The organism is Haloarcula sediminis, from assembly GCF_035656455.1.
Taxonomy (GTDB): domain Archaea; phylum Halobacteriota; class Halobacteria; order Halobacteriales; family Haloarculaceae; genus Haloarcula; species Haloarcula sediminis.
Genome location: NZ_JAYMGA010000003.1, coordinates 72,848 through 93,469 on the forward strand (window position 1 = coordinate 72,848; position 20,622 = coordinate 93,469).

Genomic DNA, 20,622 nt, shown 5'->3' on the forward strand with positions numbered 1-20,622 from the left:
ATGGCAGTCGAGACTGAGACGACCGACCGCAAGCCCTGGGGGCGTGTCTGGTCGGGGGCCCAGTCACTCGTACGACCCACGACCGAGCGACAGCGAGAGCGCCGGCGTATCGTCGCGCTCTGTCTGCCCTTTCTCGTGTTGCTGTTCGTGTCAGGACTCGTCCCGCTGGTTGAGATGCTTCGGATGAGCGTCTCCGAGATGCGACTCGCGACGGAGGGGTTTACTCTCGAACACTACGAGATGCTGGTCACCGACCCGTACTATCGGACGATCGCGTTCAACACCCTCTGGTTCGCCGTGGCGACGACGGTGGCCTCGATTGCCGTTGCGATTCCGGTCGCTCACGCGTTAGAGAAGTACGAGCTACCCGGGAAATCGGTGCTACTGACTGTCCTCTCGTTCCCGAACAGCCTGCCCGGTATCGTCGCGGCGTTTATGATCATCGTGTTGCTTGGGAACACGGGCATCATCACCAACCTCTTTGCGGTACTGTCGGGACGGTCGGCGATTGACCTGGCAACGGCGACGAGCGTTATCGGTCTGTTCTTCGCGTACCTTTATTCTATGATTCCGCGCGCGTTACTCCTGTTGCGCGGGACCTACGCCGAGGTGAACACCGACGCCGAGGAGGCCGCTCGGAGCCTCGGTGCAACGCCGTTCGAGACGTTCCGGTACGTGACCTTCCAGCAGATCAAACCCGGTGTCGTCGGGGCGTTCATCCTCGTGTTCCGGACGGCGCTGGCCATCTTCGGGACGATTCTGATTCTGAAGAGCCTCCTCGTCTGGACGCTCCAGATAGACCGTGAGATAGCACAGGGGTTCAACATCGCGGGCGCGTCGGCGATGGCGACGGTCTGGTTCGTCTGTGTGTTTGGCTTTACCCTGCTCTCGCTGCGCTATACGAGCGCCGAGGTGAGCATCTGATGGCGGGCCGATTCGCCAGCGGGAGTCTGTCCGCTCGGTTCGGTCGCCCCGTCGTGGTGCTCGTGCTCGGACTGACCCTGCTGTTTCTCACGTTGCCGGTCGTACTCACGTTCGTCAGTTCGTTCGCGACCCAGTGGGTCGGGCCGCTCCCGAGCGGACCGCCGACGCTCACCCACTGGCGGGACGTGATCGTTGGCACCGGTGTCGGGGCGGACGTGTCCGTGGGCTCCTCGCTGGCCTACAGCGCGGGGCTCGCACTGGCTGGGGTGGTCATCAATCTGGTCGTGGGTGTGCCTATCGCCTACGCCGTCGCCCGATACGACTTCGTCGGCCGGGACTGGGTGAACGTCTTCGCGATCCTCCCGTTAGCGCCGGGGATCATTCTCGGCATCGCGTTCCTTCGCTCGTATCCGAGCATCTCGTCGTCCGGCATCGCGCTCGTCATCGGCTACTCGCTGCTGAAAGCGCCGTACATGGTCATGGCCGTACAGTCGAGTTTCCAGTCGATGGACCTCCAGCAGTTAGAGGAGAGCGCACGCGCACTCGGTGCGTCCTGGCCGCGGACGTTCCTTACTGTCATCGTCCCGAACGCGAAAGCCGGTATCGTCGCCGGCTCCATAATTTCGTGGACGCTCGCCGCGGCGGAGTTCAACTTCTCCTATATCGTCTACTCGCGTGGAACACCACCGCTCTCTATTTTCCTGTTCAACAACATCACCAACGCCTCGTTCCTGAACGCGTCCGCGGCGGTCTCGGTGTTTTTCCTGTTGATCGCCCTCGTGACTATCTCGCTCCAGATAGTCGGGAACCGCGGCATGATCCGGAGGACCTGATCAATGACAACTGTCTCACTGCAACACCTCACGAAACGCTACGACGAAACGCTCGCCGTCGACGACGTCTCGTTGACGATAGACGACGGTGAACGGATGGGCGTCGTCGGTCCGTCCGGCTGTGGGAAGACGACGCTACTCCGGCTCATCGCTGGCTTCGAAACTGCGACCGAGGGGACGATACAGTACGACGGCGACGACGTCACACACGTCCCACCGGAGGACCGGAACGTCGGCCTCGTCTTCCAGTCCTACGCCCTGTTCAACAACATGAGCGTCCTGCAAAACGTCACCTTCGGGCCGAAGATGCACGGGGTCGGCGAGGCAGAGCGCCGGGACCGCGCCCGCGAGCTCCTCGAGATGCTCGATATCGGAGAGCTGGCTGACCGCGACCCGCAGACGCTCTCGGGCGGCCAACAGCAGCGTGTCGGGCTGGCGCGGGCACTCGCCATCGAGCCGCGTCTCCTCCTGCTCGACGAGCCGATGACCGGTCTGGACGCGAAACTGAAACAGACCCTCCGGACCGAACTCGGCGCGTTGTTGGACGACCTCGGCGTGACGACGCTGTATGTCACACACGACCAGGAACAGGCGATGGAGATGTGTGACCGACTCGTCGTGATGAACGACGGCGACGTCGAACAGATCGGCACGCCGACAGCGGTGTACGAACGGCCCGCAAACGAGTTCGTCGCGGACTTCGTCGGGACCTCGAACCGGATTCCCGCGACGGTCCGGGACGGGACGCTCGATCTCGGCCACGCACGCCTCGACGCGCCGGATGGGACGCCGGACGGCAACGTCACAGTGGTCGCCCGCCCCGAAGCGTTCGCGCTCGATGGGGGACCGGTCGAGGCGACGATAGAGAACCGCTTCTACGTCGGCGAACACGTCCGGGCGATAGCCCGAACGCCGGACGGACAGGAGCTGACGCTTCGGTTCGACCCCGGGCAGGCTCCCGAAAAGAGCCAAGTGTCCCTTTCCGTCGACCGCGACCGCCTCCACGTCCTCTCCCAGTGACCGACCACACCACCGCCGGACCGCTGCTCGCTCAGCTGGCCCGCCCACGGACGGAGACACGCCACCGCCTCGCCGTCATCGCTGACCCCCACGTGACTGACGGTACCGGGACGTGGAAGGTCGCCCACCGGAGCGAGGCGCGATTCGAACGTGCCCTCAAACACGCCAACAGCTGTGATATGGCCGTCCTCCTCGGCGACCTCACCGGGGACGGTCGGGCTGACAGTTTCGAGACTGTCGAGAGCGGCCTCTCAGAGCTGGACGTGCCGTGGATCGCCGTTCCGGGGAACCACGACGTTCCGAAGGCGTTCGACGGCCACGAGGGACGACCGGTATCGGCCTTCGAAGAACGCTATACGCCCGGACTCCCGTTCACCTGGGACGTCGGCCGGGTGACCCTCGTCGGCATCGATACGGCGACAGACGAGACCGAAGCGCTCCGAGAGACGTGGGGCGGTCGGGTGGGCCCAGTCACCCGCCGGTGGCTCAGCGACACGCTTCCGGGGCTCGAACATCCTGTCGTCGTGATGCATCACAACCTCGGCTCGCTGCCGGAGAACCCCGGCGGGAAATGGGCGAACTTCCCGGTCGACGACGCGAGAGAGACGAGAGAGATACTGGCCACAAACGACGTGGCGCTCGTCCTGAGTGGCCACCATCACGTGCCCGCCGTCCTCGACCACCGGGGCCCAGAGGAGGTGGTCGCGCCGGCGGTTTGCTCATACCCGCAGGCGATGCTGGATATCCGGATCGGGCCAAGTGGAACCGACGTTCGACTCGTCCCACTGGCCAATGCGACAGAGACTGCTGAGGCTCGTCGACACGCCCAGCGGGGCAAGCCACTGGCAGTTGGGCTCCTGGACTCGATCGACCGTCGGCTCGGCGATCTGCCGCTCGAAACAGCCCGATGAGCGGTGCCCGGGACGACTGCGCCCAGCCACCGACGGGGTGGGTAACAGGCACTCGTCAAACGCCTGCGCTCACGTCGAGCGCTCGCCCTCGAAGGCGTCGAGCCAGCCGCCGATAGCCTGCTGGAGCGCCCCGGTCGTGCTGCCGAGGTGGAGAATCTGGTAGCCCTCGGCCGCCTTCTCGTTGACGTCGTCCATCCCGAAGCCGAGGCCGCCGACGGGGACGCCCGCGTCGACAGCGGCCGAACGGACCGTCTCGACGGCCTCTTCGACCGCCGGGTGGTCGAGTTCGCCCGGGTGGCCAAGCGACACCGACAGGTCGAACGGACCGATGAAGACAAACCCCAGTTCGGGGACATCGAGAATCTCGTCGATGGCCGCGACGGCGTCGCCGGTCTCTATCGTCGCGCCGACGAGCGTCTGTTCGTCCTCCCGCTCGACGTAGTCCTCCGCGAGCCCCCAGCGCCTGGCCCGCGGGGCGGCGAGGCCGCGGTCGCCCGGCCCGCCGTCGTACCGGAATCGCGCCGAGCGGACCGCCCGTCGGACCTCCGCGGCGCCCTCGACGCGCGGGAGAAAGACGTTTCTGGCACCCAGGTCCAGCGCCTTCCGGACGAGCGTCGGGTCCGTGTCCGGGAGCCGGACGAGCGGGTCGATGCCCGTCCGTTCGGCCGCAAGCAGCAGGTGTTCGAGACTGGTCGCGTGCCAGGGGTCCGGCCCGCCGTGTTCGAGGTCCAGCCACACGAAATCAAGCCCGAGTTCGCCACAGAACTCCATGACCGTCGGACTGTACGTGCTGTCGAGAAGTCCCAGGGCCACGTCGCCCTCGTGCAGCGTGGCTGGGAGCTCGTTAGTCGGCCGTGAAGGTGCCATAGCACAAATGTCACGCGTTTAATAAATAAGTGTAGGGGAGGGGAGCGGACGCAGTAGCTACGACGTGCAGGTTACCGTCACCGAACGCGTCCGCGGACCGTCGCAGTCGACTAGCAACACAGACTGCCAGGTCCCGAGCGCCAGCGTACCGTCCCTGACCGGCACCGAGACGCTCTCATCGAGCAGCAGGGCTCTGAGATGGGAGTCGGCGTTGCCGTCGAGTGCGTCGTGGGCGTAGCCGTCCTCGTCTGGGACGATAGCCCCGAGGAACGTCTCGATGTCGCCGAGCAGCCGTTGTTCGGCCTCGTTGACGACGACGCCGGCGGTCGTGTGCTGTACGAAGACGGTACAGAGCCCCCGTTCGAGATCGGCCGGGACCGCCGCCTCGACCTCGGCGGTGATGTCGACGATGTCGCGGCGGTCGGTCGTCTCCACTTGGATAGGCATACGCGTGCGTTCGGGCGACGGGGATAAGACTCCCCCCGGTGGGCTATCGCTGTGACTCCCTGAGAATCAGCGGACCGATGGCCAGCGTCCGTTTCGCGACCGTCAGGATGCGGAGCAGATAGGCGACAAAGAGCAGGAAGGGAGTGAGCGTAAACGCGAAGGCGGCCCCGACGAGCCAGGTGAGGTTGTCGACGCCGAGCGTGTGACCGGTGACGGTCGTCGCGTCGACGGAGACCATCATGACGCCGGCGACGACCAGAGCGGGAACGGCGGTGTAAAGCGTCAGCTGCGAGAACGTGATGAGCTCCCACTGGAAGTACAGCGTCTTGATGTGTTCGCGTGCGGGACCGAACATCGCGAGGACCGTCTTCAGCTCCTGGAGACGCTCCCGGTCGGTCCCGTCCAAGGCGTCGGCGTGTGCGTTGCTGATGCGGTCGACCTGGTAGAGCTTCCAGCTGTAGTTGAAGTTCAGCGCGGCAGACAGCACGTCGAACGTCCCGAAGGACGCCCCCTCCAGCTGGGCGGACACTTCCATGGCGTTCCTGATGACGCTCTCGGTGAACTCCTCGGCCTCCGTGCGGAGCTGTTCGTCGCCGTTATCGAGGAGCCCCTCGCGGAGCCGGCGGGTTCGCTCTGCCGTCAGGTCGACGATACTGCGGAGAAACGCCGAGGGGTCGGCAGGGGTCGTGCCGCCGAGGAGCTCGTCGGTGTACTCCCGGAAATCGAGGGTGTCGCTCATCCGCCGGCGCTGGTCCCCGAGCGGGCCGTCCTCCTGGGAGATGACGAGCTGGCCGATGGAGACGACGAGCGTCGAGCCGGTGACGATAGCGGTAATCATCGCGGAAAACAGCGTATCTATCACGTCACCGGACCGGATCACTGTGGCGAAGGCCGGGGGGAGTACTGTCACGGCCACCGAGAAGGCGACGAAGACGACGACGACGAGGACGGCAGTGAAGACGAGTCGGTTGAGTTCGAGCAACACACGGAGCCGAAGCCCGGGTGCGTCCGCCCGCCCGCGCATCGTGTTTGCCGTCCCGATGTCGTCGTCGCTCATGCCGACGGCGTCCCGGACCGTGGCCGCTTGAGCACGAGGTACTTCGTCCCGCCACCCTCGTAGCTGATAGTCCCGACGAACTCCCACCCCGCCGCCCCGAGTTCGTTGAGCCGGGCTTTCGGGTCCACGGCTTCCTTTTTCGTCGCGTCTCGGTCGGGCCGAAGCGTCTCGTACTCCCACTCGGTGGGGGGCGTTCCTGTCATACGTTCAATGATACTCGCCTACAGTAAAAGGGCTGTGTCGTCGGCCGTTCCGGCGCGACACAGTGTCGATAGCGAGCGATAGAGGGCGGCGGGGACGACGACGTAGCCCCACCACGAGCCGCCTCCGCGAGGACGACAGCGTGGAAAGCGCCACCACGGCGAGAACGCCAGCCGGAGCCGGCACCCCGGTCGCGCGCAGGCGGAATCGCACTCGAGCCGTCCGGACCGAGACCGATCAGTATTACCGCGCTGTCTCACGGTAAGCACCCGCTTGCGCCGGTAGCAGACGGCTACCCACCGGGAGCCGGTTAGGCACGGCTGGGGGAAGACTCCACGGTGTGTGACAGTCATACACACAACCGAGACACTAACAACTCTGGCTCCCGAATGGGGGGGCAACAGCGATGCAACAGGACCAGGCGGTGTACGGGGACATCCAGTTTCTCACCGGCTCACCACACCGCCGGGCCGTCCTCTCTGCGCTCTGTGATGAGCCGGCCCGCCCCCACGAACTCTGTTCGGACATCGACGTCACGCGGACGACGATTCAGCGCATCCTCGCCGGCTTTCGCGAGCGCCAGTGGGTCGTCAAACACGACGGGGACTACCGGCCGACAGTGATCGGGCGGCGGGTCTGCAAGCAGTACAGCACGCTCCACGAGGAGGTCACGCGGGCCCGTCGCTTTGGCCCCCTGGCGGCGCATCTGGGACCGAACGCCGACGACCTGCCGGTGGCGGCACTGGAGACTGGCCGACTCACGGTCAGCCAGGAGGGGAGCCCGCTGGCCGCTCTCAGCCGGTTCACCGAGTGGCTGGGTGCGGTCGAAGGGGACATGCGTGCCGTCTCGCCCGTCGTTGCCCGGCCGTTCAACGATATCGGCGCCGAACTGCTGAGCGGGGACACGCGAATCGAGTTCGTCATCGACTCGACGGTGCTGGAGCAGTCGAAAGCCAACTACGAGGCGGACCTGGAGCTTGGCGCGGACCACGACCAGATGACGATACACGTCCACGAGGACCCTCTCTCTCTCGGGGTCGCCGTCGACGACGAGCGCTGCTGTGTGGTCGCCTACGACGACGGCAACAACCTCAAGGCGATACTCGAAGCCGGCCGAGGGGAGCTCTACGACTGGGCGACGGAGGTGTTCGAGCGCCACCGCGAGCGCTCGATACCGCTTGACAGGCTGTACGACGCGGAAAACACAGTTGGGGACCGCTAGACGGGCAGCGCGCCGGCGCGCTGCCGGTGGAGGGCCGAAGCGACCGGCATCGGAATCAGGGTTGTCTCCCCAGTGGGACACTCCGGTGGTAGCAGCCTATACTTACCCGCCGACAGATGTTACAGGGGCTGTAACATTCCAGGGCCGTCTTCGACAGTATATCCCATGATATCAGGGATTATTACCGCACTGCTGTGGCTTCGAGACGGCCTGACGGGGACACGCGTTGTCTCACTGAATGGTCGTATGTAACCGGACATTACCCGAGACCGCCGGACGAAAACTAAGTACCCGGCTCCCCTCAGGTCCGGTATGTCACCGCCCGGGCGGGAAGTCCAGTACACGGAATCGGACGTCATCGAGGTGTTCAGGGACCGGGGCGACTACGCCGAGCCGCTGACCGCCAAGGAGATCGCGGACCGGCTGGGGTGTTCCCGGCGGACGGCGCTGAACAAGCTCCACGACCTCGAAGCGGAGACGGACATCACCAGCAAGAAAGTGGGCGGGCGCTCGCGGGTGTGGTGGATTCCGGTCCGGACCGACTGACGATGGCCGGACGACGGGGGCGCCCGGCGCCGCGACCGCCATGAGTTCCGGAACGCGGTTTTCGGGACGCCGACTCAGAGTCGCGTTTGCGCTTGTGTCGCTGCTGTGTGTGGCGGCCCTCGTCGGCGGCTACGCGACCGCCGAGGCCGACGCGTCACTGGCCGGCAGCGACTCGGCCGGCGAGGCGGGGTCGGACAACGACACGAACGAGCGTGTCGTTCCGCCACGGGACAACGTCACCGTCGTCGCGACCGACTCGACGGCGTTTATCACCGACGAGGGCGACGGTCCGCGAAAGCGGGCGGAGCTGGTCGCCTTCGCCCCGAACGGGAGCGTCTACTACCGCAACGAGAGCCACACGCGCTACTGGGACGTAGACCCGGTCGCAGGGACGGCGGCGACCGTCGAATACGTCTACGCCGACCATCTCGCGCCCGAGGACTGTCACTCCGGGAGCGTCTGTACCCGCAACGGCATCGAGCGAGTGAACCTGACCACCGGCAACGTGACCCACGTCTACGCGCGCATCACGCCGGGGAAACACTCGACGCGGTGGCACGACGCCGACCGTATCGGCGAGGACCGCCTTCTCGTGGCCGACATCGCCCGGGACCGCGCGTTCGTCGTCAACACCACTACCGAGCAGATCACGTGGTCCTGGGACGCCCAGACCGACTTCGAGACGGAAAGCGGCGGGCCCTACCCGGAGGACTGGACCCACATCAACGACGTCGAGTCCGTCGAACTCGACGGCCGGGAGACGGTGATGGTGAGCGTGCGCAACCACGACCAGGTGGTCTTCATCGACACCGAGACCGGGCTGCGGGAAAACTGGACCTTGGGCAGCGACGGCGACCACGACACGCTGTACGAACAGCACAACCCCGATTTCATCCCCGAAGAGCGGGGCGGGCCGGCCGTCCTCGTCGCCGACTCGGAGAACGGCCGCGTCGTCGAGTACCAGCGAGCGAACGGCTCCTGGGAGCAGTCCTGGGAGTGGCGCGACCAGCGGTTGACGTGGGTCCGGGACGCCGACCGGCTCCCCAACGGCCACACGCTCGTCACCGACTCGAACGGCGACCGCGTGCTGGAACTCGACGCGAACGGCAGCGTCGTCTGGTCGAGTACCGTCGGCTTCCCCTACGAGTCCGAGCGCCTGGGTACCGGCGACGAGAGCGCGGGCGGGGAGAGTGCGGCGGCGCTGGGGCTCCCGGGCCGGACGCCGTCGGCGGAGAACCGCTCGGCAGTGAGCGACGCGGCGGCGCTGCTGCCAAAGCCGGTCGTTAACGGCATCGCCTACCTGCTGCCGGGGTGGGTCGGCCCGGTCGAAGCGCTGGCCGCAGCGGGGCTGGTCGTCGTCCTCCCGGTCTGGGCCGTCGTCGAGTGGCGTCGGCGCGCCTTCGAAGTGCATTTGCGGTGGCCGGTCCAGATACGCAATAGATGAGCGGCTCGCACGTCGACGGCGGAGTTCGAGCTGGCGTTCGGGCGCGGCTACCGGCGTCGCCCGTCGACAGCGACGACGCCCGGTGGCTCGGCTGGCCACTGGCCGTCGGGCTGGCCGTCGTGGCCATCTATCTCGCGACGAACGACTACCCGGCATACGGCGCCGGACTGTACGTGGAGACGGCCGACGCCGTCCGGGCGAACGGGTACGCGCTGGCGGCGACGGTGCCACACTACGGCCCGGAGGGGGTCCCCTTCGCGTACCCCCCGCTCGTGTTCTACGCCCTCGCCGTGTTGCGGGACCTCGGCGCCGGGGCGTTCGCGACGGCGCTGTATCTCCCGCCGCTGGTGACCGTCGCGGCGCTCGTGCCGACGTATCTGCTCGGCCGCGACATCGTGGGCGACCGCCGGGCCGGCACCGCCGCGGCACTGTTGGTCGTCCTGAACCCACAGGTCCTGGAGTGGCACATCAGCGCCGGTGGCCTCGTCCGTGCCCCCGCCTTCGTCTTCGCGCTGTGGGGGAGCTACGCGGCGCTTCGCATCTTCCGCGACGGGGCCCGCGAGTGGGTCCTCCCGGGGCTGCTCTCGGTGGCGCTGGTCGCACACACGCACCCGACCTACACCATCTTCACCGTGGCCACCTACCTCGTCTTCTGGGCCGGCTACGACCGCTCGCCGGGCGGGCTGGTCCGGGGCGCAGTCGTCGGGCTCGGCGCGCTCGCGCTGGCGGTGCCGTGGCTGGCGACCGTGGTGGGCCACCACGGCGTCTCGGTCTTTTCGGGCGCCGCGGGCACGCACGGCGGGCTGTTCGGGGTGGTCTACCGACTGCGCGAGTGGGGCCCGACCGGGGCCGTCGTCCCGATGGCGGCCGCCGTCGGGCTGCTGGGGACGCGACACCGGGTGCTCGGTGCCTGGACCGCCGCCGTCTGGCTCCTCTTTGCCCAGCCCCGCTTTGCCTACGCGGTCGGGGCCATCGCGGTAGTCGCCGCGGTGGTCGAACTCGCCGAACGGGGGCACGCAGACGGCGTCGCGGCGCTCGCCTCGCGGGCGTTCGGGGACGCCGCGTCGGCGACACGGAGTCGGCCCGACATCGCGGTTACCCCGGTAGTGGTCGCCGCGCTCGTCGTCCTCTCGCTGGTCGGCCTGGGGAGTCTCGGCGCCGAGTTCGCGGGGTCGGACGGGACGACCCCCGAGTTCGTCGACGACGCGGACGTCGACGCGATGGCGTGGGCCGGCGAGGAGACCGACCCCGACGCGACGTTCGTCGTCTTCGGCGACGCCGCCGAGTGGTTCCCAGTCTACACCGACCGGACCATCCTCCTCTCCCCCTGGGGCGCCGAGTGGCGGGGGCCCGACACCTACGGAACGCATCTCGACGCCTTCGTCAACGGGTCGAACTGCGAGACCCACAGCTGTGTCGAGACAGAGATGACGGCGGTCGACGCCGACCCCGACTACGTCTACCTGCCCAGAGGCGAGTACACGGTCCGGGGCGACTACGAGCGCGCTAGCGACACGCTAGCGGCGTCGTTCGCCGAAAGCCCACAGTACGAGCGGGCCTTCCAGAACGACGGCGTGGTCGTGTTCCGCCGGGTCGAGCAGTAGGGGCTTTCTGACTGTTCGCAGCGACAGCTGAAACGAATAATCAGCGCCAGCGACCGTACAGCGACCGGCAGCGGCCGACGAGCGACGCGACACGGTCCGACGAGACCAGCCACACGCTGCACGCCGCGAGCACGGCCCCCGCGACCACGTCGGTCGCCCAGTGGATACCCAGTACCATCGTCGAGAGGACGATGCTCACCGCGAGGACGATGGCGACCGGCGTCCACTTGGGGAAGATTGCGTGGTCCCGTATCGCAAGCAGGGCAACGGTCACCGAAAGCGACGTGTGCAGGGACGGGAAGACGTTCGTGTTGGCGTTTACCTCGCTTGTCAGCAGCTGGAACCGCGGGAGCGTATCGAACAGGAGCGGCTCGACCAGCGCCGGCATGTAGTTGCGCGGCCCGTAGGCGATAAAGAGCAGGTAACAGCACATCCCGACGGTGTAGTTGATGGCGTAGGCGAAGGCGGTGTGTCGGAGGTGCCGTCGCTCGGCGGCGAGCATCGCCGCAAGCAGCGGGAAGACCAGCAGGAACGCGTAGCCGTAGACGTAGACGTAACCGAAATACAGCGTCAGCCAGCCGGGCGCCAGCGACTGTATCGTCGCGACGGCAGTCCCTTCCAGCGAGTAGATGAACCGGGTGATGTTAGTCCCGATAATCCAGGAGACGTCGACGCCGACGTTGCGGACGAGGCTGTTTATCACCAACACGGCCACGAGAAAGCCGATGGGTTTGACAGCCATGCGAACCCGGTCTGGCAGGTCAGTAGCGGCGGCTCGGAGCCGGTCCGGACCGACGACGACCGACAGCGAGACCGTAAGCATGAGCGAAAGCACCGTGACAACCTCCAGGAAAACGGCGACGACACCCATTGTCAGGACTGGAGCAGGCGGCCCTGTTCATTGTATCGGTAGCCCGCGGCGCGAAACGCCTTGTGGGCCCGCTCCGTGTCGACGGTCCCCTCGGTGCCGAGGAAGTCGACGACCGGGTCCGACGGGTCCCAGGCGAGGTCAGAGGGCAGCCACGAGGTGCCCGCCAGCGGGCTGACCGCCGGGTCGACGTAGCCGTCGAACACCGACTCCGACAGCGCCTCCCGGTCGACCAGCCGGGCCATCGTGTTCCGGAACCGCGGGTTCGTCAGCGGCGACCGGCGGGTGTTGACCCCGACGAAGTAAAACGCCCCGCTGCGGTCGATGTTCACCGAGACGTCGTCGTCGCGGCCGATTCTGGACGTGAGGTTCGGCCCCACGCCCAGCGCGGTCACGTCGGCCTCACCCTCGGCGACGAGGTTGACAGCGGAGGAATCGGAGCCGACAAAGCGGAGTTCGAACTCCTCGAATGCCAGACCGTCCGAGAGCGCGCTCGGGAGCCCCGTCTCCTCGGCCGTCTCCAGGAAGTGGTCGTCGAAGCGTTCGAGCACCAGGGTCTGTCCCTGTGACACCGACGTGAACTCGAGGGGGCCGCTCCCGACCGGCGGGACGTTCGAACTCACGAGCGCGTCGGTGGTCGTCACGCCGACGTTGACGCCGCTTACGGTCGCCCTGTCGGTGCGGTCGCGCCAGACGTGCCGGGGCAACACCGGGACAGTGAGGACCCGCCGGGCGGTCTGTCGGCTGCAGTCGGCAAACTGTAACCGAAGCGTTACGTCGTCGACGGCGGTCGCGCTCTCGACGAGCGACGAGCGACCCCGGTAGCGAAACGTCGGGACCGTCTCGGAGAGCGACTCCAGTGAGGTGTCCCGCAACAGCCGATAGGTGAAGGCGGCGTCGGACGCGGTCAGCCGCTGGCCGTCGTGCCAGGTGAGGTCCTCGCGCAGCGTCACCTCGAGTTCGAGCGGGTCCTCGCCGGTCCACTCCCAGTTCGTCGCGGCCCACGGGTAGAGTGTGCCTCGGTAGCGGTAGGCCAGCGAGTCATACAGCAGGTCCGTGATGTCCGAGGGGCCGCGGTAGCTCGCCATGAGCGGGTTGAGGTTCGCCATCGGCCGGTCGTCGGGCGTGGTCGCGCGGAGGCGGGTCGCGGACTCCGCCGTGCGGTTTAGCCCAAGCAGATTCACCGGCGACGGGTCGAACACACCGTTCCACCCGGTGAACCGGTCGGTGCGTGCGGCCCGGATAACGTTCGGAAAGCCCAAGACAAGGAAGGGACACACCTGTACGAGCCGTCGCTGGATGCGCGTGACCGTCTCGGTCCGCTGGGTGCCGGTCTCCCGGCGCTGTCGCTCCAGCAGGTCGTCCATCAGGAGGTTCGTGTAGCCAAAGGGGTTCTGCAGCCCGGACTCGACCGAGTACGTGGAGTGCAACAGCGAGTAGAACGCGTCCGGGTCGTCGAACGTTCCCGGGAACTGGCCGACAAACAGGTCGAACTCGTGGTTGACGAGCGCCTGCCGGTAGAGCTCCTCGGCGGTGATAGGCTGGATACTGGCCTGGATGCCGGCGGCTTCGAGCCAGGCCGACAGCTGGCGGGCGATGGCGATAGCGTACGGGTCCTGGTCGACCGGCAGCGTCTTTATCGAGAGCGAGACGGTCGTCGGTTGGCTCCGGCCGACAAGGGCTCGTACCCGGCTGAGGCAGCCACTCATCGCGGCGAGTCCCCCGGTGAGACCTGCCAGAGCGGACCGACGGGTGATCCCAACATCACCACCGGCACAGGAAGCCATTACTGTAGCTGTTCACCTCATGATATAACAGCCCTGTGTTTGCGGACGGGTGGTCACAGAAACCCAAAGAGCGGCGCGAACAGTCCCCAGAGCCACACAGCGACACCGGCGAGTGTGAACACCGAGCGTCGGTCGCCCCCGCCCACCGCCAGCGCCCCGAGGGCGGCCGTCATGAGCAGTCGGTGCTGCAGTATCCGGTCCGGGGGGACAAGCCCCAGCATGGCGAACTCCAGTGCAAAGCCAAGCGCGAGCCCGATGGCAGCCGCCGAGGCCGCAAGCCACCCGGGCAGGTCGGCGGCGTACCAGGCCACAGCGACCGGGAGTCCGACGGCGAGACACGGGTACAACAGTACCACGAACAGCTTCGGCGTGACCAGCGGGACGGCGTCTTCGAGCCCGATACCGAGGGCGCGAACCGCCAGCGGAATCCCGGCCGCCAGCCCGAACACGACCAGCGCCTGGTCGCGGGTGCCGGGCTGGGAGAGGAGCTCGTCGATACCCGCCCAGTCCTTCCGGGTCGTGATGCCGACGAGCGCGGGGAGCAACGTGCTCACGACGACGACGATGCCGCGGTCGAGCCCCCTGGCGTTTCGCTCGTGGCGACGCTCAACTGCCTCGACGTCGCTGTCCTGGAGCTCCGTCTCAAGCATGTCGGCGGTCCCCCGGATGTCGGTGACGGTGTGACGCAGGCGAAACCAGTCCCAGTACTCCGAGTGGGCCTGTAGCGCGGTCCAGGAAGAGTCGTCCGAGGGCGCAAAGGCCCGGACGTGGTGGCGCGAGCCGAGATACGTCCCGACGTGGAGCTGGTATGCCTGTTCGAGCCACTGGCCCTCGCCGGCCCCGGTCTCGACGTAGGTGTATCGGACCGAGCCGTGGGCGTGTTGCCAGCTCGACACCGAGTTCGTCTGGGCGAGGTTTATCTGTGCGCCCAGGGGCTGTCTGGTCGGTTTCGTCCGGTCCCAGCCGTCCTCGACGTTCTCGCCCAGAATCGCCCGTGCGGTCTCCGGGTCCTCGGTGATGATGGCGTTGATGACGAGCGTCCGGTCCTCGAAGCTCGCAGAGCGACTGGTGTAGGGCCACAGCTGGTCACCGGACGCGTCGACCTCGATGATAGTCTGTGAGCCGTCGGCCTGCTGGCCCCGGTCCTGTGCGTGGCCGACAGCCGGTGCCGAGAGCGCCAGGACGGTCGCGAGCGCGAGCGCAGCGAGCAAAGCGGCGAGGGAACGCCCCATTGGTTAGCAGCTACTACAGGGCACGGCGTTAATTACGTATCGCTCAACCCCCACTCGGTCGCGCGCTGTCTCGCTTCCTCCCTAGCTTGTTCCCGGATGGCGGCTATCTTCTCCTCGTCTTCGAGGAACGCCTCGACCGCACTGTGGTCGCCCGCCCCGTCGCTCCCCTGGGCCGTCGACCGCTGGGGCGGCGCGCCACGGCGGGTGCTGTCGGCCAGCGCGGGGTCGCCGGCCAGCCGCTCGGCGGGCATCCCCGGCGGCACGCGGAGCTCCTCGACCTCGTGGACCGACGCGAGGTCGGCCGCGTCGAGTTCGAAGACCGACACGTGGTACGGCCCGGGAACCGCGAGGTCGGCCAGCGCCGGCGGACCGCCCCGTCCGGTCCCGGTGTGGTAAGCGACCACCGGCACGCCGTCGGCGAACGTGACGACGCCCCGGCCGTCGGCGTCAAGCAACAGCGAGTCCTGTGGCTCGAACACCGCGTAGCCGGTCACCTCGCGGTCTAGCACCTCCGCCAGCGGCTCGCGAGGGTCCGTCACCACGCGTGACTTCCGGAGCCGGCCCCGCGGGAGCCTCATGGTGGCTCCGGGATGACCGCGCTGCGGAACCGGTCGGCGACTTCGCCCGACTCGCCGTCCCGGACAGCGAGCGAATCGGCGGCCCGTCGGTAGGCCGCCGCGGCCTCGCAGTCGGGGGCGTGGGCCAGCAGCGGCCGTCCGGCCCGGCGGGCCTCGCGTGCGCGTTCGCTTTCCGGGACGGCCCCGAGCGTCGGCCCCTCGAAGTAGCGCTCGGTCTTCTCGGCGACGCGCTCGATACCGTCCTCCCGGACCTTGTTGAAGAGGAGCCCCGCAACGGCTGTGTCGTAGGAGGTCGCGTACTCCTGTACCTTCAGGCCGTCCGAGATGGCGGGGATGGTCGGCTGGAGGACGACAACCGCACGGTCGGCCATCACTACGGGGAGTACGGCGGCCCGGCTGTCGAGCGCCGGGGGGGAGTCGAGCAGGATGACATCCGTGTCGGCGGCCAGCCGCGCGACGACGTCTCGCAGCCGCGCCGGGTCGGCGTCCCGGAAGCCGTCAAGGCTCGTGCCACACGGGACCACCGTCATCCCAAACCGCTCGTACGTCGCCGCCTCGACCGCCGCCGAGTCCGCGAGTACGTCGTGCAGCGTCGTCTCCGCGTCCGAGAGCCCGGCGTGAAAGAGCAGGTTCGCCATCCCGGTGTCGGCGTCGACCACGGTGACGTCGTAGCGCTCGGCCAGGGCCATCCCCAGCGCGACCGTGCTGGTGGTCTTGCCCGTCCCACCCTTGCCGCTGGCGACGGCGAACACTTCGACCATTACCGGTAGTGGCCCGCCGATACCATATAAAGTTCCGGGCTACAGGCGCGAAAACAACGGCTACCAGTCGACCGGAAGCGGCTCCGAATCGACGTGTTCGCGGACCAGCGCGGCGGCCCGGTCGTACGGGTCCGCCCGGTCGCCGCTGTCCACCGGTAGCCGCTCGACGGCGGCCGCCTCGAACGTATTTCTCACGAAGGCATCTACGGCTGTCCGGTTCGTAAAGAGGTCGTGGAGGTAGGTGCCGAGCACGCGACCGGTCGCCGCGCCGGCGGCGTCGAAGGGCCGTGCGACGTCGCCGGTCGGCTCCGACTCGCCCATGTGTATCTCGTATCCCGAAACCGTTCCGCTGGCGCCCGAGAGCGGCCCGACGCCGTCGAGCCGTCGGCGGACGTGGTCGACGGTCTTCTCGGCCGAGAAGACCGTCCGGACCGGGAGCAGCCCCAGCCCCTCGACCCGCTCTCGCTCGTCTGTGCCTTCGAGAGACGCGTTCGTTATCTCCTCGCCGAGCATCTGATACCCGCCACAGAGCCCGACTACGGGCCCGTCGAACGCGCGGAGCCGCTCGCCGAAGCCGGTCTCGCGCAGCGCTAGCAGGTCGTCGACGGTGTTCTTGCTGCCCGGCAGTACCACGGCGTCGGCATCGGCCAGCGAAGCCGAGGGCGGGACGTAGGCGACCCTGACCCCGGGTTCGGCGGCGAGGGGCTGGAGGTCGGTGAAATTCGAGATACGCGGGAGCCGCGGGACCGCGACGGTGACGCTGCGCTCGTCCGGCACACCGTCGTCCCCGCCGCGAACGGCCCGCTCGCCGACCGGCGGGAGCGCGACGCTGTCCTCCTCGGGGAGCCCCGGGTCGTCGTAGGGGAGCACACCCAGCACCGGAACGCCCGTTCGCTCCTCGAACGCGTCGAGACCGGGGTCGAGCAGCGACTGGTCGCCGCGGAACTTCGTGACGACGCAACCGACGATTCGCTCGCGGATGTCCTCGGGCACGAGTTCCAGCGTCCCGACGAGCGAGGCGAAGACGCCGCCCCGTTCGATGTCCGCGACGAGGAGGATATCGGCGTCGGCAAAGCGGGCGGTCTCGACGTTCGCCAGGTCGCGGTGGTGGAGGTTTATCTCGGCGATAGACCCGGCGCCCTCGGCGACGACGATGTCGTGGTCGGCGGCGAGTCGCTCGTGAGCGGCTTCGGCGGCTCCCAGCGCGTCGTCCCAGTGTTCCTCGTAGTAGCTCCCGGCAGCGTAGTTGCCGACGGCTGTCCCGTTGACGACCAGCTGTGACTCGCCGCCGCCCCGGGGCTTGAGCAGGACGGGGTTGTGGTCGGTCGATGGCCCGACCCGGGCCGCGCGGGCCTGGACGTACTGGGATACCCCGATTTCGCCGCCGGGGGTCGCCCGGGCGTTGTTGCTCATGTTCTGGGCCTTAAACGGCGCGACCGACACGCCGCGGTCGGCGAGGAGTCGGCAGATTCCGGCCGCTACTGTGCTCTTTCCCACGTGTGAAGCAGTCCCGGCGACCAGTATCGTTGCCGCCATCTATCCTCACTGGGAGCGCCGTCGATATGAGTGATTCGACGGCGGCTTTTTGCCGGCGGGCCGTCTGGCCGGCGTATGGACGAGGAACCGCTCCGTGACCTGCACGACCATCTGGCGGCGACCGGCGAGCGGCCAGTCGAACGCACAGCCAGCCGGTGGCTCGGCGAGGCCGAGGCCATCGCCGACGACATCGCCGACGGGAGCATGGACGCGTCGACGCGACGGGAGCATGGACGCGTCGACGCGACGGGAGCGGCTGAGGAAAGTCAAGCACCTGCTGGGGAACGTCGAGTCGACCGGCGACGAGGCCGCCGACGAACACGTCGCGGCCGCGACGGCGATTGTCGCGGAGCTGCTACCCGACGAGAGCTAGTACTCGGTGCCCTTCCGCGCCGGGTGGCCGGCGTCGAGAGGGTGTTTGACCTTCCCGACCTCGGTGACGAGGTCGGCGTGCTCGAAGACGTAGTCGGGGGCGTCGTGCCCGCCGGTGAGGACGAGTTCCACGTCGTCGGGTTTCGCCTCGATGAGTTCGACCACGTCCTCGGGGTCGACCAGCCCGCGGTTCGCGGCGTACAGTATCTCGTCGACGACGAGCATGTTGACGCCAGCCTCGGGCGGCCCGTCGGCGTCGAGCGGGTCGGCCAGACCCGCCTCGGCGCTTGCGGCCAGTATCTCGTGGGCCCGTTCGAGTGCCCCCTTCGCGCGGGCCGTGTGTTCGTCGTCGTCGCTGCCGTCCATGAAGCCGTGCCAGCCGTAGTGGCCGGCGTTCTCGTAGGAAAAGCCCGGCAGCGCGGCGATGGCGTTGTACTCGCCGCGGACGTCCTCGACCGTCCCGGTACCGCCTTTCATGAACTGCAGGAGGTGGACGCGGTAGCCGTGACCGACCGCGCGGGTCGCCATGCCCAGCGCCGCCGTCGTCTTCCCCTTCCCGTCGCCCCACCAGACCTGTACGAGACCGAACTCCTCGGGCGCGCTCGGCTCGATTGGCTCCGCGGTCGGGCCGGCAGTGTTGTCGCTCATGGGGAGAGATTAGGGAGCACGAACATCGCTCTGGCGGTCGGTGACGACGCCGTACTCCGCGTCGGCCGGCGCGGGCGGCCCGTCGTCGTATCGCGAGCGGAGACTGGCCACGACGGCGTCGCGAACGCAGGCCCGCGCGGCTACCCCCACCTCGGTCGCGCTGCCCGCGAACTCGGCCCGCTCGGCGCTGGGGTTGGTGCCGACGACGACGGCGTCCGAGGTGGTGCCCGGCGCGTCGGCGACCGAACACAGCGTCGCCGCCTTCGCCTCGACGGCGGTCGCGAGCAGGGTCGCGAGCGCGCCGTCGGAGAGCGCCCGGTCGACGCCGACGAGGAGGTTGACCGTGCCGGGTCGCCAGCCGGAATCGGCGTCCGTCTCGTCTGCGCTTGCCGCCTCGTCGCCCACCGGCAACACCGCCGGGTTCGAGAGCCCGGCCGTCGAAAGCACCGTCACCGGCCCGCTCGTGGCGACCCGGGCGTGGACCATCTCGACGCCGGTAAGCAGCGTCGGGCCGACCGGAAAGCCGGCGGCGGCGAGTCGCTCCTCGCGATAGGCGTCGAGGTCGATCCGGTCGAAGCCGGTCGGGACGGTGACGTTGTAGGCCGCCTCCGCCTCGACGTAGCCGCCGTCCCACGCCGTCGAGAGCCAGCGGGCCCCCGCCTGTCGGAGCTGGGCGACGCCGTCCCGGCGGGTCGTCTCAAACATCCAGCGCCGCAAGCAGCCGGTCGTTTTCGTCCGGCAACCGGACGGCCACGCGGACGTGGCTATCGAGGCGGCGGAAGGTTCTGGCGTCCCGCAGCGCGATGCCCCGCCCACGAGCCGTCGCGAGCAGGTCCTCAACTCCGGCCGCGCCGGCGTCGAACGAGAGGAAGGGGGCGTCCGACGGGAGCACGTCGAATCGGGTTTCGAGTCGGTCACGCATGCGCTCGCGCTCGCTTGCGACCCGCTCGCGGGTCTCGGCGACGAACTGTCCGGCCCCGTAGCAGTGCGTGCCGACGGCGGCCGCCGCCGCGCTCATCGACCAGGCCCGCCGGGCGGTCGCGAGGCGGTCGAGCGCGTCGCCGGTCCCGACGGCGTATCCCATCCGGACTCCCGGCAGGCCGAACAGCTTCGTGAGCGAGCGGGCGACGACGACGCCCGGACGGCCCGCGAGCGACGGCTGGTCGGTAAAGCCGAGGAACGCCTCGTCGACGAGCAGCGTCGTCCCGGCCTCGCGGCAGCGGGCGGCAAATTCGCGGAGCGCGTCGCCGTCGTAGCACTCCCCCGTGGGGTTGTTGGGGTTGCAGACGACAGCCATCGCGTGGTCGGTGGGGTCGGCCGCCAGTATCTCGTCGTGGTCGACAAACGTCGGGTCGCCGCCCTGCAGGTGGACCTCGCGTGCGTACTCGCCGAAGCTCGGCACCGGGACGAGCACCGACTCGCCCGGTCGGACGGTCGTCTGAATCGCCAGCCGGATGGCTTCGAGCCCGCCCGCGGTTGGGACGACCTGTCCCGGGTCGCAGCCGACGAACTCGGCCGCGGCCGCACGAAAGTCGGGATAGCCGTCGTTCGGATAGGAGCGTGCCGCGTCGAATGCCTTCTTGAACACTTCCCGCGTGCCCGGCGGAACCAGCGGGTTCGTGTTCGCGCTGAAATCCAGCAAGTCGGGGTCGTCGCTACTGCCGTGGGGGACGCGCCCGTCCGCCCCGATGTGGGGGTCCGTCCCGCCGGCGGCACGCAGCGCCGCGACGCTGTCGGGGTCCATAGCAGCGACGAGGGGTGGCG

Annotated in this window: 21 protein-coding genes and 1 pseudogene; 9 read left to right on the top strand and 13 right to left on the bottom strand. The window is 68.2% G+C overall.

Annotation, left to right across the window (positions count from 1 at the left end; genetic code table 11):
* Genes VJ162_RS07025 through VJ162_RS07040 form a run of 4 tightly spaced genes read left to right on the top strand, consistent with a single transcriptional unit; the run spans nt 1 to nt 3,688 of the window.
* Nucleotides 1-924: an ABC transporter permease gene (locus VJ162_RS07025; protein ID WP_324663316.1), complete on the top strand. Its 924-nt coding sequence runs from the start codon at nt 1-3 to the stop codon at nt 922-924.
* On the top strand, nt 924-1,757 hold the full coding sequence (locus VJ162_RS07030; RefSeq protein WP_324663317.1) for an ABC transporter permease: 834 nt from the start codon (nt 924-926) through the stop codon (nt 1,755-1,757). Before VJ162_RS07025 ends, VJ162_RS07030 begins: the two co-directional genes overlap by 1 nt.
* Nucleotides 1,758-1,760: 3 nt before the next feature.
* Entirely contained in the window at nt 1,761-2,777 is a 1,017-nt protein-coding gene (locus VJ162_RS07035) for an ABC transporter ATP-binding protein (RefSeq protein ID WP_324663318.1), read from the top strand.
* A complete protein-coding gene (locus VJ162_RS07040; protein WP_324663319.1) occupies nt 2,774-3,688 on the top strand; it encodes a metallophosphoesterase family protein in 915 nt (304 codons plus the stop codon). Before VJ162_RS07035 ends, VJ162_RS07040 begins: the two co-directional genes overlap by 4 nt.
* Nucleotides 3,689-3,757: 69 nt before the next feature.
* Here VJ162_RS07040 and VJ162_RS07045 read toward each other — a convergent pair whose 3' ends face one another.
* Genes VJ162_RS07045 through VJ162_RS07060 form a run of 4 tightly spaced genes read right to left on the bottom strand, consistent with a single transcriptional unit; the run spans nt 3,758 to nt 6,262 of the window.
* Entirely contained in the window at nt 3,758-4,555 is a 798-nt protein-coding gene (locus VJ162_RS07045; RefSeq protein WP_324663320.1) for an HpcH/HpaI aldolase family protein, read from the bottom strand.
* A 57-nt stretch (nt 4,556-4,612) separates the two neighbouring features.
* Nucleotides 4,613-5,002, bottom strand: coding sequence for a secondary thiamine-phosphate synthase enzyme YjbQ (locus VJ162_RS07050; RefSeq protein ID WP_324663321.1), 390 nt, complete (start codon nt 5,000-5,002; stop codon nt 4,613-4,615).
* A 43-nt stretch (nt 5,003-5,045) separates the two neighbouring features.
* Entirely contained in the window at nt 5,046-6,059 is a 1,014-nt protein-coding gene (locus VJ162_RS07055; protein ID WP_324663322.1) for a hypothetical protein, read from the bottom strand.
* On the bottom strand, nt 6,056-6,262 hold the full coding sequence (locus tag VJ162_RS07060; RefSeq protein ID WP_324663323.1) for a hypothetical protein: 207 nt from the start codon (nt 6,260-6,262) through the stop codon (nt 6,056-6,058). The genes VJ162_RS07055 and VJ162_RS07060 overlap by 4 nt, the downstream gene beginning before the upstream one ends.
* 404 nt (nt 6,263-6,666) lie before the next feature.
* On the opposite strand from VJ162_RS07060, the gene VJ162_RS07065 reads away from it, so the two are divergent.
* From VJ162_RS07065 to VJ162_RS07080, 4 genes are all read left to right on the top strand, one after another.
* Nucleotides 6,667-7,482, top strand: a complete 816-nt coding sequence (locus tag VJ162_RS07065; protein ID WP_324663324.1) for a helix-turn-helix transcriptional regulator — start codon at nt 6,667-6,669, stop codon at nt 7,480-7,482.
* 312 nt (nt 7,483-7,794) lie between these two features.
* Complete coding sequence (locus VJ162_RS07070) at nt 7,795-8,028, top strand: helix-turn-helix domain-containing protein (RefSeq protein ID WP_262175395.1); 234 nt, start codon at nt 7,795-7,797, stop codon at nt 8,026-8,028.
* A gap of 40 nt (nt 8,029-8,068) precedes the next feature.
* Entirely contained in the window at nt 8,069-9,472 is a 1,404-nt protein-coding gene (locus VJ162_RS07075; protein WP_324663325.1) for an arylsulfotransferase family protein, read from the top strand.
* Nucleotides 9,469-11,076, top strand: coding sequence for a hypothetical protein (locus VJ162_RS07080; RefSeq protein WP_324663326.1), 1,608 nt, complete (start codon nt 9,469-9,471; stop codon nt 11,074-11,076). Before VJ162_RS07075 ends, VJ162_RS07080 begins: the two co-directional genes overlap by 4 nt.
* A gap of 40 nt (nt 11,077-11,116) precedes the next feature.
* Here the strand turns inward: VJ162_RS07080 and VJ162_RS07085 are convergent, their stop codons facing one another.
* The 6 genes from VJ162_RS07085 to VJ162_RS07110 form a co-directional block, all read right to left on the bottom strand.
* Nucleotides 11,117-11,947 (bottom strand): phosphatase PAP2 family protein, encoded by an 831-nt coding sequence (locus tag VJ162_RS07085; RefSeq protein WP_324663327.1) that lies wholly within the window; start codon nt 11,945-11,947, stop codon nt 11,117-11,119.
* A gap of 2 nt (nt 11,948-11,949) precedes the next feature.
* Nucleotides 11,950-13,653: an ABC transporter substrate-binding protein gene (locus tag VJ162_RS07090; RefSeq protein WP_324663328.1), complete on the bottom strand. Its 1,704-nt coding sequence runs from the start codon at nt 13,651-13,653 to the stop codon at nt 11,950-11,952.
* Nucleotides 13,654-13,784: 131 nt separating this feature from the next.
* The gene (locus tag VJ162_RS07095) at nt 13,785-14,963 is read right to left on the bottom strand and encodes a hypothetical protein (RefSeq protein ID WP_324663329.1); all 1,179 of its coding nucleotides are present in this window, start codon (nt 14,961-14,963) and stop codon (nt 13,785-13,787) included.
* Nucleotides 14,964-14,995: 32 nt separating this feature from the next.
* The gene (locus tag VJ162_RS07100; protein WP_324663330.1) at nt 14,996-15,541 is read right to left on the bottom strand and encodes a hypothetical protein; all 546 of its coding nucleotides are present in this window, start codon (nt 15,539-15,541) and stop codon (nt 14,996-14,998) included.
* Nucleotides 15,538-16,302, bottom strand: coding sequence for a nucleotide-binding protein (locus VJ162_RS07105; RefSeq protein ID WP_324663332.1), 765 nt, complete (start codon nt 16,300-16,302; stop codon nt 15,538-15,540). The genes VJ162_RS07100 and VJ162_RS07105 overlap by 4 nt, the downstream gene beginning before the upstream one ends.
* A gap of 60 nt (nt 16,303-16,362) precedes the next feature.
* The gene (locus tag VJ162_RS07110; protein WP_324663334.1) at nt 16,363-17,838 is read right to left on the bottom strand and encodes a cobyric acid synthase; all 1,476 of its coding nucleotides are present in this window, start codon (nt 17,836-17,838) and stop codon (nt 16,363-16,365) included.
* A 75-nt stretch (nt 17,839-17,913) separates the two neighbouring features.
* Here VJ162_RS07110 and VJ162_RS18480 point away from each other — a divergent pair.
* Nucleotides 17,914-18,211: pseudogene (locus tag VJ162_RS18480) on the top strand (hypothetical protein).
* On the opposite strand, the gene VJ162_RS07125 reads toward VJ162_RS18480, so the two are convergent.
* The 3 genes from VJ162_RS07125 to cobD are packed head-to-tail and all read right to left on the bottom strand — an operon-like array spanning nt 18,208 to nt 20,602.
* Nucleotides 18,208-18,858 carry a cob(I)yrinic acid a,c-diamide adenosyltransferase gene (locus VJ162_RS07125; protein ID WP_324663338.1) on the bottom strand — a complete coding sequence of 217 codons (651 nt, stop codon included), beginning with the start codon at nt 18,856-18,858 and terminating at the stop codon, nt 18,208-18,210. The pseudogene VJ162_RS18480 and the gene VJ162_RS07125 sit on opposite strands and share 4 nt — an antisense overlap.
* Before the next feature lie 9 nt (nt 18,859-18,867).
* Nucleotides 18,868-19,563 carry an adenosylcobinamide amidohydrolase gene (locus VJ162_RS07130; RefSeq protein WP_324663339.1) on the bottom strand — a complete coding sequence of 232 codons (696 nt, stop codon included), beginning with the start codon at nt 19,561-19,563 and terminating at the stop codon, nt 18,868-18,870.
* On the bottom strand, nt 19,556-20,602 hold the full coding sequence (gene cobD, locus VJ162_RS07135; RefSeq protein ID WP_324663340.1) for a threonine-phosphate decarboxylase CobD: 1,047 nt from the start codon (nt 20,600-20,602) through the stop codon (nt 19,556-19,558). Before cobD ends, VJ162_RS07130 begins: the two co-directional genes overlap by 8 nt.
* Nucleotides 20,603-20,622 lie beyond the last annotated feature (20 nt).

Coding starts and splice junctions, on each gene's coding strand:
- VJ162_RS07025 (WP_324663316.1), top strand. CDS start 1: ATGGCAGTCGAGACTGAGACGACCGACCGCAAGCCCTGGGGGCGTGTC.
- VJ162_RS07030 (WP_324663317.1), top strand. CDS start 924: ATGGCGGGCCGATTCGCCAGCGGGAGTCTGTCCGCTCGGTTCGGTCGC.
- VJ162_RS07035 (WP_324663318.1), top strand. CDS start 1,761: ATGACAACTGTCTCACTGCAACACCTCACGAAACGCTACGACGAAACG.
- VJ162_RS07045 (WP_324663320.1), bottom strand. CDS start 4,555: ATGGCACCTTCACGGCCGACTAACGAGCTCCCAGCCACGCTGCACGAG.
- VJ162_RS07050 (WP_324663321.1), bottom strand. CDS start 5,002: ATGCCTATCCAAGTGGAGACGACCGACCGCCGCGACATCGTCGACATC.
- VJ162_RS07055 (WP_324663322.1), bottom strand. CDS start 6,059: ATGAGCGACGACGACATCGGGACGGCAAACACGATGCGCGGGCGGGCG.
- VJ162_RS07060 (WP_324663323.1), bottom strand. CDS start 6,262: ATGACAGGAACGCCCCCCACCGAGTGGGAGTACGAGACGCTTCGGCCC.
- VJ162_RS07065 (WP_324663324.1), top strand. CDS start 6,667: ATGCAACAGGACCAGGCGGTGTACGGGGACATCCAGTTTCTCACCGGC.
- VJ162_RS07070 (WP_262175395.1), top strand. CDS start 7,795: ATGTCACCGCCCGGGCGGGAAGTCCAGTACACGGAATCGGACGTCATC.
- VJ162_RS07075 (WP_324663325.1), top strand. CDS start 8,069: ATGAGTTCCGGAACGCGGTTTTCGGGACGCCGACTCAGAGTCGCGTTT.
- VJ162_RS07080 (WP_324663326.1), top strand. CDS start 9,469: ATGAGCGGCTCGCACGTCGACGGCGGAGTTCGAGCTGGCGTTCGGGCG.
- VJ162_RS07085 (WP_324663327.1), bottom strand. CDS start 11,947: ATGGGTGTCGTCGCCGTTTTCCTGGAGGTTGTCACGGTGCTTTCGCTC.
- VJ162_RS07090 (WP_324663328.1), bottom strand. CDS start 13,653: ATGAGTGGCTGCCTCAGCCGGGTACGAGCCCTTGTCGGCCGGAGCCAA.
- VJ162_RS07095 (WP_324663329.1), bottom strand. CDS start 14,963: ATGGGGCGTTCCCTCGCCGCTTTGCTCGCTGCGCTCGCGCTCGCGACC.
- VJ162_RS07100 (WP_324663330.1), bottom strand. CDS start 15,541: ATGAGGCTCCCGCGGGGCCGGCTCCGGAAGTCACGCGTGGTGACGGAC.
- VJ162_RS07105 (WP_324663332.1), bottom strand. CDS start 16,302: ATGGTCGAAGTGTTCGCCGTCGCCAGCGGCAAGGGTGGGACGGGCAAG.
- VJ162_RS07110 (WP_324663334.1), bottom strand. CDS start 17,838: ATGGCGGCAACGATACTGGTCGCCGGGACTGCTTCACACGTGGGAAAG.
- VJ162_RS07125 (WP_324663338.1), bottom strand. CDS start 18,858: ATGAGCGACAACACTGCCGGCCCGACCGCGGAGCCAATCGAGCCGAGC.
- VJ162_RS07130 (WP_324663339.1), bottom strand. CDS start 19,563: ATGTTTGAGACGACCCGCCGGGACGGCGTCGCCCAGCTCCGACAGGCG.
- cobD (WP_324663340.1), bottom strand. CDS start 20,602: ATGGACCCCGACAGCGTCGCGGCGCTGCGTGCCGCCGGCGGGACGGAC.